We start from the raw sequence: 12,064 nt of genomic DNA, 5'->3' as shown, positions 1-12,064 counted from the left end.
ATCCGCTGGTATAACGAAAAGCGTATCAAGATTTCCCTCGGTTCACTTAGTCCCATGGAATACCGTGAGAGCCTAGGACTTATAGCATAAACCAGTCCAAGTTTTACGCTGCACCCCCCGCTGGTCAATTTTCAGTGTAAAGCAACTACCAGAGTACAGTTTTCTCGCCCTCAATCGTTGAGGGCTGCGGCAAGTTTGTAGAGAGCATGTTCGATTGCTTCAGGACTCTGACTCCGCCGGTCTGGCAAGTAGCGGACCAGAGTAGCCGGGCATAACTTACATGCACCTAAGGCACACCAGCAATGGGATCCCAATTTACCCTTCTGTTTAAGGTGTTTTTCCAAGGCGTCTGCCAGCCAAGACAAAGTAGCAATTTCCAAACGATTAGCAGTTGCAGTATCCCCACAACGTTCAGCTAACTGCGCCGCTTTTCGAAACACGGGTTTAAGAGAAGACGAAAGGCTCTGTACACTCGGCGGCTCCGATACATCAGCATGTCCTGCACAAGGCGCTTGGTTCAAAAAATCAACCAGATAGGTATCTGGCTGGCTGGCAATAAAGGAATGAAAATCATTCGGAGCGACAGGGAAAAATAAGCAAAATATCGTGACGAGTTCTGCCGTAAGAAATACCTCCTCACGCTGTGCTTTCCGACTCGGAACAATTATGCTCCAGATGTCGCGGCCTGGCTTGGTAGAGGGAATTCTTCGGACATTTTTTAGCTGAATCGCGGCGATTTCGGCTACCTTTAAAGCGCCGAAATAGGCGAGATTAATCAATGCACAAACCGTTGCATTCTCTATCGGCGAGCCTGCAGCGTGGGTAAGGTAGGCCCATTCACCTACCGTGACTAGCGCTTCACGCGTGCCGCGCAGTGGCGCGTCGACCACACCCACTCTTGCAGTTTTCGACGGACCTCGACTCTTGGAGCATGGGTTTTCCCATATATACGCTTGGTTGGCCCAACTCTGAAGTAATGACGACAGTGCCGTTAAGATTACCTCCTGGGTGCGTGCAGACGGCGCCTTACTGAAGGGGCTCCAACGGCTCGTTGCCCTATGATTCTGCAATGGTAACCAAATATCGTGTGGCACTGGATCGGCAAGAAAATCATATAATGCATTTAAATCCTCAACGCTTATTTGAGATAGGGAGATTCCGCGTTGCGCAACGCACCACAGCAGCACTTTTTCTATGAGCTGCGCATATACCCTGCGCGTCTTAGGTTTCTGACACTCATCCAACCACAGAGAAATGGCTTCAAGGTCATTATTGGCCTTGAGGCTACAATGGCGCTTGTCGCGTTCGGGTTTGAATAAGGAACCGTCTAAACTGGCAGGAAGTTGCAACTGATCCATTGGCACGAAATAAGCCAAATTCACAAAGTCCGGACTTCGTTGCACTGCGTTGGCGATATAGCCTGGAAAGAGACCGCCAGCCGGCCCATGCTCGTTGCAGACGCTGCCGGCGCAGTTACACCACCGACTCTGATCGTGAATCCCTGATGTGGAACCTGAATGTGAGCGCCCCACCAACAGGATTCGGGGTTCGCCATACTTATCCATGAAAGTTAGCGTTGTTACTGCTGGAAAGCTAGATAAGATTCGTGGCGACAGCAATGGAGCGAACTTTGAGTGCAACTCGCGCGCTAGTGCGATCAAGACCGTACAAACCGGAATCTGGCAGCATTTTGGCCTGTTTGTGCCAGGAGTCAAATACGCATACGGCCGCGTGAAAACTTGCAAGTAGAAAGCTAACCCATGTGACTGCGTCGAAATGCGCCTCATCCAGCCCTTGCAAAACTGGTCGTCGCAAAATTAATGCGTGTTTATCGTGCTGTGCAGTCTCGAAATGATACCGCCAAAGTGCAAATGCTTGAGCCCGGGGGCAAGCCTTGGCGTCTAGTTGCATTGTCCCATCACTATGGAACACTTCAATTATCTGTGAAAGAGGCCTTATTGAAACGTGAGCACATCCGTGCAAACGGCGTCGGAGATGTCTGCGAATAGCCTTATAGAGCAACACGTGATCTAGGGAGATTTCTTGGCCAGTCGCTACGCTGTCCCAAGCCTTGCTGGATGCCGGCAAAGGTATATTTTCGGCGCTTGACGGCGTAGCCGTAACGCTATTGCCTGAGCCGATGGTGGGTATGCCTGTAGCAGGACATCTAGTGATGCAACGCGGCGCTCCGCGGCGCTGCAATGCCAGCGAAGCGGAAAGTGCCAGTCAGACCAGCCAGGCCATTTAAGTGTGGTAGCTGCTAGTCCCTGAAGCCATTGAGCTATTGGTGCCAGGCAGGTGAAAGCAGAAAGACGGAAAGAGGTGTCGTTCCATTTGCCTATGTCAAACGAGCCCGCAAGCGGGGCCATACAATTTAAACAGTGAAAGGGTGCAGTAAAACTAGCCTCTGTGATAGCGTAGCACTGACCTTTTGCTCCACAATGCGGACAGGCGCTAGTGAGACGTTCCTGATGAATCGGGCAAGTTTTAATGCCGTCAATTTGAAAGATTGCGCTCTGGAAGCCATGCGTTAGACAAGTGCGACAAAAGCGAACGGTATTATCTGCGGCGATATATGGAGTCCAACGCCCCGCCCATCTCACCAGAGCGCCTTCTATCGCTTTATCACGAAGATAAGGAATTCCCAGATCGTCTGCTTTGCTTACCCACCCCATGTCGAGCAGCGACCTGCCATGAAGGCCCACGTTGCTGGAACTGAGCAATTTTCGTCCAAAAACTGTATGGCATAATGCCTTGGCATCTGCACCGTTTGCCCACGCGAACTTAGCTGCGAGAGTGTATGGTCCCTCGAAAGGCATTTCCCAATCAGCCAGCCAGGCTGCGCCTTCAATAGGTGCTTGCGTCAAATCGGACGGAGGATTCATGCGCTGTAGGTAACGCCAAGGGAGTCTTTGAATCCTGATCGGAGTACTGCGCTAGCCCAGTCATTAGAAGTGCCGGTCAGGCCTGGATGGTCGAACTCAATCTGATCCAAGAAAAATTGCCTAATACTATCAGTGACCCACAACATTCCTACATCATCCAAGCCACCGCTGCCCTGAGCTGATTTACGAAACTGGTCCCATAAACGCGGACCTTCTTGCTGTAAACGCCACCCGCTTCCATATGCAAGGGGGAGTAAATATTCGCTATAGCACCTTCTACTGCCTGCCGGATACTCTGAAATATCTGCATTGTCGTAATAGCCCATTATCGTTACCAGTTCATCCAGGCGTGTTATGCCATGAAATTCATACTGCTGGATCATAAAACGGCCAATTAAGTCGATTCGCCCAGACTGGATTAGAGTTGAACGAAGTGTCGTTAGTTCTGGAGCGCCGAAGAGCACTGCGATAAGCTGGACGCCATGATGTTTGGCAAGCTCATTAGTCACGTCACGAAGCATAGTTAGCTCAGCTTCGTGCCAATTCTGGGCTTCATCGATAAACATGACAATTCGATCGGTGCTTCGTGCCTTGGCCTGCGTCCACAGGTAATTGATGAGGCGAGTACGTCGTACTTCGAACTTACCTGTTGCTATCATTACATGCGAGCATCCGCTGAGAAGCTCGCCCATATAGATGGTTTCAGAAAATCTCGGATGCCAGACAGCGTTGATAGAATACATTGGCATTTCCGGGAACGACTGAGCCAACTGTTCGATAAGAACTTCGATTGCCGACGTTTTGCCAAACCTTGGGAAAGCGTGGAAACAGCAGCCTGGAGCGCGCTGCAGCGCTGTGTTAGCCAAAATATCGAACGCGGTGCGTATTGCCGGCGTTGGCAGGCGAATCTGGCTCCGTAGTACGGGATGGCTAGCCAAGTCATCAGGCACCGCCTCAGGCGGCACAGCGTTTTGAACTGTCACTAGTTCAACGAGTTCCTTCATACATCCTCCTGCCTTAACGGATCACAGTTTTCCAGAGAGGCGGCTTAACCAACACAGAAAGTGTGCGGGTTTTTGACTGGTCTGATTGCGACGGTATAATACTGAGAATCGGCTGAATTTGTTGCGGAGCAAGAGGTACCTCGTTACAAGACTCAGGCACGACTGGCATCCCCGATTCGTGTGCTGCTTGCACCAGTTTGGTTGCGCTACGAGACACCTGCATGGGCTTTTTCTCAGCTTCTTTATGCGTGGCTGATCCAAGATAATTTAAGAATGCAACAATTGGATTTTCCTGATATCCCACTACCAATTCGAAACTATCGCGTAGGGCATTGATCTGCTTGCGCATTTCCCGCGTATGAATAGTTCTTCCCCACGCTCCTTGGGCCTGCAATATACCCAATTCTTCGCCAGATTCATGATAGGCGTGTACGCTACACATATTTGACTCACGTATGTGAACTCGTAACTTTTTACCAACCAAGTTAAAGGTCGAGCTCAGTAAGGGGCTTGTATAACGGACACGGTCAATTTCGACGTAGGGCCGTCTTCCTTGCTTCAGATTCCCACGCACAGTCTTAGTTTCGATAGTTACTCCAAGTTCCGCGATGGTTGCAACAACAGGTGGTAGGCGGCGCGGTAAAAAATCAAACGATCCTTTTTCCACGTAGTCATGAAGGAGGCTAAGCGGGGATCGATTGCCCAAAGCCTCATTTGGAGTGGCGTTATAGTTCGCAATTATTACATCGATCATATCAAGCAGAATTTCCCAATCAATGCCCAAGACCACCGCGTTACGCACGGGATCATCTTTAGTGGGATCGGTAGGAGAATTTCCTGTTGTCGAAGGTAGTCGCTGAAAGCCGTAGCCTTCCAACGTACGCATGACGCGTTCCAACGAGGGCCTGTGCTCCCAATGACCAATTGGCCCGTAATTTACCGCGCACCCAAGCCGTCTCCTTGCCCTTTCAGCGATGGCGCTGGAATAGTGAACAGCAGCATTATCAACCATCATCATAGCCCATGCCCGACCGATGAGCTCGGGAAACTTTCCAGAAGGCAAACCAGCTCCAGGTGCGTATACCATCTTGGGTATCTTCAACTCCCGAGGTTTCCAGGCTGACATTGCGGAAATAATACAATGCTCGATGATCGCTGCGGAACACTCGGTGCGAATGCCAACGCTGTATCCCAAGATGGCACGGGAATGGTCGTCTACTGCAGGCACAATCCATAGACGCTCGATAGCAACGTGTTGCGGGCCTTTGGGACCTGTAATACGGACCGTGCCGATGCAGTCCAGCTTATGCGGGTCAATTCCAACTACATCGAAAGGAGCATGTGCCATGGCGCTAGACTGTCGGCCTCGACCGACATTCATATGTGAACGGGCTATGGCGCCAAAGCGGGTTCGGCATGCCTCTTCACTTGAACTCATTAGAGCATCGTTCACATAACGTGCGATTGATCTTTTACCGCAAGATTTGCTGTTGAGCGGGTATTGATTTCCGGTGATCCCGGCATCTTCGCAATAACTTACGAACGCAGCATGAATGTTTTTGATCGCGATACGCGCCTCGTGCACTTCTCCTTTTCCCGAACGCTTGAAAATCAGATTGTCAATCTTTCGCTTTATTTCCGGGTGAAGTGCAATAAACGCTCGAAAAGCCCCTGCCCTATTGCCGCGCGAGCCTTGGCGCCCTAACGGCAGCTTAGCCTTTCGCTCGTATTCACCCGTTCGAAGCTGAGAAATTAGCGCCGACCAGCCGTAAGGCTTGCCGTCTGCAGCCAGAGTTACACAGCGATTCAATTGTCGGACAATATTGTTTTTCGATATCCCACGTTCTTCGGAAATCGCACTAATTTTTCCAGTTTCAAGGTAAGCAGTTATAGCAGCTTGAAAATTCAAAAATCGCTCCTTTTGCTTATCATCTAGCGCATCGGAATCAACAAGCCGCCACCTAGAAGTGTCAGCCAAATCAGGTGGCAACGTGCGCGCTGTCCAGCGTTGTTTCATCTCACTCTCCCTCTCCCTGCACTCGAATTGTGGTGTGGGTAGACAGAGGGTCTGTGTCAAGATCAGACAAATAGACTCCATGTTGTAGTTCAGAAAATATTGCAGCGGCGTACAAACTGAACGACGCTTCACCGAACATCGTTTCGATTTGTCCCAGCGAAATCTTCTTGTCGCTAAGAAGGACACGAGCCAGTTCAGCCTGATAAGGAGCAAGAGAACGATCCCTGGCAGCGGCCATCCACGCAAGAATGCGTCGCCAGTTGGTTAGCAGAATATGATTGTTTCGGATTGTTTCTTCAGTCCAAAGCCTGTATGAAACTCCTGTGCGCTCAGCCGCCGCGACAAACTGGCCCAGTTGTACCGAAGCAGGAGACTGTTCGTTCGACACTAGACCAGCGAAGCGAACACTTCTCCATTCTGTCGACCCGTCCATATATGTCACAACGACATCAACAGGAATATCCAACGTCTGTCCGTTGGACACTATGCGCTTTTGCTGGTGAATATATGAGCAGCTGACAATATCAGGGTCAGATTCCGCTAAAACAAAATGGTCCCACTCCAGATCGCTGCGCAGTACCCAGTCAGTCCGCATGCGAGGGCTGTACACGTACCATAAACTATTTGGACCCACCCCGCGCTGGCCGTATGCAACCGCAAGTTTCCCGCGGAACTGCGTTCCTAGCCGTGTGCCGCGCTTGGTATGGGTCGACTTGGCCATAAAGCTACCACAAGATGTACGCACAGCTAGAAGTACCGTGCGCTACTCCTCAGCATAGGTTGCTGCGCGGTTATCGCAAGGTTTGCGGAGCAATATTTTTTATATATGCGTAGCAAATCACCCAAATTATGTCCTTAGGTTGCAAAGTTACAGAATGTTGTCTCTAGGTTGAGAAGTTACAGAATGTTGTCACACTTGAGTGACAACAACTTGGTACGGAAGTCGGGAACGCAAAGGAGAGCCACCGACGAAGCGCACCCCAACTTGTTGTCCGCGTACTAAAATCAATCGGGTTATTACATAAAACTGTTGCTATTCGTGGCAATAGTTGTTGCCATTCATGACAAAAATTCATTGCCATACATCAACTGACTGTTTATCAAACAAAAATTTGCATAAAAGTGACGACAATTTATTGGCGTCCACGAATAGACTTCATCCCAGGAACTATATATTACGACCCGGAGTTTGCATAAAACTCTGACCCATTCCCATTCCTCCCAAATCCAGGTGATTTCATTAAACCAGCTTTCTGTGATTTCAGAACACCGATAACCCTGCAGTACCGCCGGTCAGTGTTGCGAGAGATTTATCTTTCCAAAATTACCTTTATTTTACGTCACCTTGGGGGAACTAAATTTCAGTGGAAACTCATCCTGCTATGTCATGGAAGAATATTCCGATCTTTATAGCAAGTCACCTCAATGGCGCTGAACGTTTTGATGTTACAAGATCTTTGGCTCACCAAGTGCAAAATAAGGTGGAGGCAGCCTATCACAGGACAGGTTTGTTAGAACAACGCCGCCAGCTAAGCAAACTTAGGCCGATTTTCTGAGGGGCATTTACTTTTCGGAGCAAAATGAATGAAATTCCTAGTATAAGTCGTTCGATTCCGCCAATGGCCATCAAGAATTTTCACTATGTCTGAAGCTTCGATATTCTTCATCTTAAAGCGTATTCATTTGATAAAGAGATTAGATCCAGGCTGATTGACGATTAGATCAATACCTGTGGCGTGGAACTACCATATTTATTTAACAGATTCTCTGCGCAGTAAATACTGCGCAGGTATGATGTAAGTATCAACCTAATAGACATATCATGGCATCAATTATTCGATCACCAATTCTTTCTGGAAATAAACGTAAACTTGCGACACGTGCTTCCAAAGAAAAAAATGAACAGAGGATCTCTGGCTCATCAGTATCTCCCGATGAAGATCCTGGCGAGCACATGCAATTAAAGCTTGAGGCAGCTACCTCTGACACCGTGTCTGGTAAAAGTGTGGAGACCCTTGTTGAACAAGCGCGTCTTTCAGTATTAGCACAAATCAAAGACGAAGCAGAAGCAGCCAAAGAATTGGGCCGACAGCGTGGATTGCGGGAAGGACGTCAGGCCGGAATGGAAGAGGCAAAAGCAGAGTTTGCCTCTGAATTCGCACGTATTAAATCAATTACCGAGAAACTTCCGCAGGCCATCGAATCGGGCATCCAGGGGATAGAAGACGTTGCGGTTGCAATTGTATTCGAATCCGTTTGCAAGATTCTGGGAAAAACGGTGCTCACGCCTGACGGGATACAAGGCATCGTACGCGAAGTGGCACTGCGTGTTAGCGCGAAAGAAAAACTGACGATCCGCATTAACCCAGCAGATATGGATATCCTGCGTACTGGAGGAGTTTTGGAAGCTAAGACCTCTTTACAAATAGGTGACACGGTAACCTGGATTGCAGATGCCGGTATAGCTTTTGGGGGCTGTGTTCTGGAAACAGAAGTGGGAGACCTGGATGCACGATTGGAAACGCAATTGGAGAATCTGTTATCTACCTTACGTTCAGCACGTAATTCATTCACTGTAAGCTGACTGTGGCGCTGAAGTTTAAACGGTACATAGTCAAATTGCAGTGCCCATATTCTTTCCAAGAAGCTCAGCCACCGCTTTGTTGATGACAATTGAAATTTGTGGATCCGCTTCCATGGTCGATTGAATATCGCTGACCATTTGATAAAAAGCAGGATCGTTGATTAAATTTTCCCCTAGCTCACTTAGCAATACTGATTCAAGGAAAATCCGGAACGCCTTTTTACCTCTTTTAGGATCATCCGGATTAAGTCCCTTCACCCTTATCGATATTAAATCTTCGATCTTGGAAGGTGCCTGTGATCTTTTGATTTCCTTATTTTTGCCGTTGCGATTTTTCTGGGATTCTGAAGTTTTGTCAGAGTGATCAATTTTTTTCGTGATTTGGTTACGCAGCAAGGCAACAATATGATTTACGCTACTTATCTCAGCCATTAATAGTCCTTTTGTCGCATCTTAAGCAATACTTATTCCTACAATATTACATCACAAATTTCAATATTTCTAATCGATCGATGCAGCAGCTTCAAGGCGCTTGAATGTAGCTGGGCGATTCGCCCTTTGCTCAATTCTAAGGTTTCTGCAATGACGTTAAACGGCAAATGATTCAGGTAGTGAGATTTAATGACAAGACGCTCCTTGTGAGGTAAACGTTCTACAAGCGCTCTCACCTTTTCTCGCAATTGTTTTAATTCAAGCCCGCCATATGCGCTCTCCTGGGTAATGGCCTCATCGTGCTGATAAATGTGGGGATTATCAAGAATGTATCCAAATGCAAAGCTAATCGCGATTTCTGCCAACTGCTGAAAGGTATCGATCTCCGCTTCTGCGATGACTGATTTGATGGCATTGTTACGCTCATCGTTCAGGCGCCTTCTGGTCGAAATTTGTTCGCGTTTTTCACTCATGTGCTCGAGACCGTTTAATATCGCGCCGTTGATACGATGCGTAGCAAAAGTCCTAAACAATATATCTCTGGAAAAATCAAACTGGTCAACCGCCTGCACTAGGCCGAGACTGGCAAATTGCATATATTCGGCAAAATCAAGATCATTATCAATACGTCTGCCAAATATTTTTGCTGCAAGAATACGTGCAAAAGGCAGGTAACTTTCAATGATGCATTGACGCGCACGCACACTTCCCTCCCGTATTTCGGCCCATAGACTTGATTCTTCGTCTGGGGGAATAGGATAAACCATCTTGTGTTGGCGCAGCTTTGGCACGTTACGAAGACCTGCTATTGAAAAGTGCCAAGCAAGGCGCGAACGACCAGATTCCATCCGTCAATAAGGACGAACATTAAAATCTTTAGAGGTAATGATATGGACACTGGTGGCACCATCATCATTCCCAAAGACATGAGAATAGTAGAAACAATCAAGTCAATCAAAACAAAGGGCAAAAAGATGACGAAACCAATTTGAAACGCTGAACGAAGTTCGGAAAGCATAAACGCCGGTATTAATTGCACCGTTGAAATATCGTCAATGGTTCTAGGTTCAGGGCTTTTGGCGATCTCCACCATCAATTGCAAATCTTGTTCACGCGTCTGTCTCACCATAAATTCACGGATAGGCTTCAATCCATTTTCAAATGCTGGTCCGGCGGCCATTTTTCCATCCATAAATGGTTGAAAAGCCGTCTGATTGACCTGCGTCAGTACCGGTGACATAGTGAATAATGTCAAAAATAAAGCCAAGCTGATTAACACTGTATTTGGAGGGGTTTCTGGCATACCGATGGCATGACGCATCATCGACAGGACAACAATAATTCGGACAAATGAAGTGACTGATACGAGCAGTGCAGGCGCCAGACTAAGTACCGTCAATCCCAAAAGTACTTTGAGAGCGGCGGACACCTGCGACGTTTGTGACGCATCATTGGAAATATGCACACCAACGCCAGGCAGCGAAAAAACTTCGGTGCCTGCGGCCATGCAATGTGCTCCCGCAAAAGCAAAGGCCAGCAAGAAAAATAGTTTAAGCCATCGCGAAGACAAAATATCAGGCATTATTTACAGCACTTTCTTGCACGTTTGCTAGCTGTGCCGCAGTCAATAATTGAATGCCTTTCGCACTTTCCGCCAAAAGCAATTCCTGTCCATTGTATTCAATAACATACAGCATACTGGTTTTACCGAGCCGGATTGCTTCTAGCGTACGGAGTCGCCGGGCTGTTTTAGGGTTTACACTGAATTTATCTCGATAGCGTTTCAATCCCAAAATAACACCATATGCCGCCAATCCAGCCAAAAGCGCACCCGCCAACCCCTGATAAGCCATCGAGTCACTTGGCTGCTTGTCTTGCTTAAAGGGAATGCTTGTATGTGCACCGGATGCAGACACCTGGGCGTAACTAGACTGACTGAAAATGATCAGCGCGGACATGACCAAAATGCGTGCAAAGCTAGCGCAGATTGCATTGCGAGACATCAGACTTTGCCCGCTTGTGGCAACTCAGAAATTTGAACGCCAAAGTTGTCGTCGACAGCAACAAGTACCCCACGGGCGACGACATTGCCTTCCAAAAGAACATCTACAGGCGTATCGATAGAGGTACTCAATTTCAAGATGTGATTTTCGCGCATATTCATCAGCTCACCAATACTAACTTCGGTTTCACCGACACGAATTGACAATTTCACTTTGACACTCTGCACCACATTCAAATTACCATCCAGTAAGGATGGCCCGGGTGCATGTGTGTTCAGTTCGGACAATTCGATGGTATGTGTTGATGAATTCATTCTGTTTCCTATTTACTCAATGTACTTTATAACACTCAAGCTTTTACAAGCTCGACCGCCAGTGATCCAGACGCAATGCCAAGATGAGCATGACAAACCGTAGTGTCATCAGGCATAGCAACTCTGAGCGACTGTTCAAGACTGGTCGGTAGTTTTAATACATCGCCGATTTCTAAAGTACCCAAATACCCGATCGTCAATTCTGCACCACTCACCTCAACTGCCAGACTGACACGGATATCTTTCAAAGCTTTATGCAATGGCAACAGCTTACTTGAAGACGAAGCAATGCGAAATTTTTTAAAACGTAAAAGTGCAGCCTCGGGCAACAATATCCAAAGGGCTTTTGCACCCAAATAGACTGTGCAGACTACAGCACCAGAGCCTGATTTGAAAAGCTGCGCAGGAGGCTGAAAAAAGGCGGTTTCTGACAAAATTTCTTGTTGGGTAATATTACCAATCATGGAATCAATTAATTCAGCAACAGCATCATCGACAACCTGCATTGCCAACGGTGAACTTGCATTTTTTTCAGAGGTTGCATCCATACTTTGCAAACCAAAAATTGCTTGTTCCAGGTATCTATGCAAGCCGTCACCTGTCTTGATCCACACGCTACTGCCATTTTCAAGACTGCGTATATCCCAATTATCTTCGGTAAAAAGAGTCGCTTGAAATTGAATTGCCGGAAAACAGTTGCCTGAATTTTCAGCGCTGACTTTCCATTCAGCAGCCCATTTTTTAATACTGGTATTTAACTGTTCGTTAATTGCCAGCAGTGTGCTATTTTTTAGCAATAAAAAGGGAGAGACATTCACTATCTCA

The 12,064-nt window shown here is 47.5% G+C and carries 12 protein-coding genes; 2 read left to right on the top strand and 10 right to left on the bottom strand.

Features of this window, described 5'->3' with window-relative positions; translation table 11 throughout:
- The coding region (locus ACO0LH_RS27765) for an IS3 family transposase (RefSeq protein ID WP_422944399.1) at nucleotides 1-90 on the top strand (90 nt) is incomplete at its 5' end.
- A gap of 80 nt (nucleotides 91-170) precedes the next feature.
- Here ACO0LH_RS27765 and ACO0LH_RS27760 read toward each other — a convergent pair.
- The 4 genes from ACO0LH_RS27760 to ACO0LH_RS27745 form a co-directional block, all read right to left on the bottom strand.
- Nucleotides 171-1,565, bottom strand: coding sequence for a hypothetical protein (locus tag ACO0LH_RS27760; protein WP_422944398.1), 1,395 nt, complete (start codon nucleotides 1,563-1,565; stop codon nucleotides 171-173).
- 1,316 nt (nucleotides 1,566-2,881) lie between these two features.
- On the bottom strand, nucleotides 2,882-3,889 hold the full coding sequence (locus ACO0LH_RS27755) for an AAA family ATPase (RefSeq protein ID WP_422944397.1): 1,008 nt from the start codon (nucleotides 3,887-3,889) through the stop codon (nucleotides 2,882-2,884).
- A gap of 13 nt (nucleotides 3,890-3,902) precedes the next feature.
- On the bottom strand, nucleotides 3,903-5,906 hold the full coding sequence (locus ACO0LH_RS27750) for a hypothetical protein (protein WP_422944396.1): 2,004 nt from the start codon (nucleotides 5,904-5,906) through the stop codon (nucleotides 3,903-3,905).
- Between the two features lies 1 nt (nucleotide 5,907).
- Nucleotides 5,908-6,627, bottom strand: coding sequence for a hypothetical protein (locus tag ACO0LH_RS27745; RefSeq protein WP_422944395.1), 720 nt, complete (start codon nucleotides 6,625-6,627; stop codon nucleotides 5,908-5,910).
- A 1,101-nt stretch (nucleotides 6,628-7,728) separates the two neighbouring features.
- Between ACO0LH_RS27745 and ACO0LH_RS27740 the strand changes: the two genes are divergently transcribed.
- The gene (locus ACO0LH_RS27740; RefSeq protein ID WP_422944394.1) at nucleotides 7,729-8,490 is read left to right on the top strand and encodes a FliH/SctL family protein; all 762 of its coding nucleotides are present in this window, start codon (nucleotides 7,729-7,731) and stop codon (nucleotides 8,488-8,490) included.
- Nucleotides 8,491-8,520: 30 nt separating this feature from the next.
- Here the strand turns inward: ACO0LH_RS27740 and ACO0LH_RS27735 are convergent, their stop codons facing one another.
- From ACO0LH_RS27735 to ACO0LH_RS27710, 6 genes are all read right to left on the bottom strand, one after another.
- Entirely contained in the window at nucleotides 8,521-8,922 is a 402-nt protein-coding gene (locus ACO0LH_RS27735) for a hypothetical protein (RefSeq protein WP_422944393.1), read from the bottom strand.
- A gap of 38 nt (nucleotides 8,923-8,960) precedes the next feature.
- A complete protein-coding gene (locus tag ACO0LH_RS27730) occupies nucleotides 8,961-9,626 on the bottom strand; it encodes a sigma-70 family RNA polymerase sigma factor (protein ID WP_422944392.1) in 666 nt (221 codons plus the stop codon).
- A 101-nt stretch (nucleotides 9,627-9,727) separates the two neighbouring features.
- Nucleotides 9,728-10,504 (bottom strand): flagellar type III secretion system pore protein FliP, encoded by a 777-nt coding sequence (gene fliP / locus ACO0LH_RS27725; RefSeq protein ID WP_422944391.1) that lies wholly within the window; start codon nucleotides 10,502-10,504, stop codon nucleotides 9,728-9,730.
- Nucleotides 10,497-10,880, bottom strand: coding sequence for a flagellar biosynthetic protein FliO (locus ACO0LH_RS27720; protein WP_422944390.1), 384 nt, complete (start codon nucleotides 10,878-10,880; stop codon nucleotides 10,497-10,499). Before ACO0LH_RS27720 ends, fliP begins: the two co-directional genes overlap by 8 nt.
- Before the next feature lie 44 nt (nucleotides 10,881-10,924).
- On the bottom strand, nucleotides 10,925-11,239 hold the full coding sequence (locus tag ACO0LH_RS27715; RefSeq protein ID WP_422944389.1) for a FliM/FliN family flagellar motor switch protein: 315 nt from the start codon (nucleotides 11,237-11,239) through the stop codon (nucleotides 10,925-10,927).
- 35 nt (nucleotides 11,240-11,274) lie between these two features.
- The gene (locus ACO0LH_RS27710; protein WP_422944388.1) at nucleotides 11,275-12,057 is read right to left on the bottom strand and encodes a FliM/FliN family flagellar motor switch protein; all 783 of its coding nucleotides are present in this window, start codon (nucleotides 12,055-12,057) and stop codon (nucleotides 11,275-11,277) included.
- Nucleotides 12,058-12,064 lie beyond the last annotated feature (7 nt).

This window comes from Undibacterium sp. TJN19 (assembly GCF_049339485.1).
In the GTDB taxonomy this organism is placed as follows: Bacteria; Pseudomonadota; Gammaproteobacteria; order Burkholderiales; family Burkholderiaceae_D; genus Undibacterium.
The sequence above is the reverse complement of the archived record's forward strand: the minus strand, read 5'-3'. Positions and strand labels throughout refer to the sequence as shown.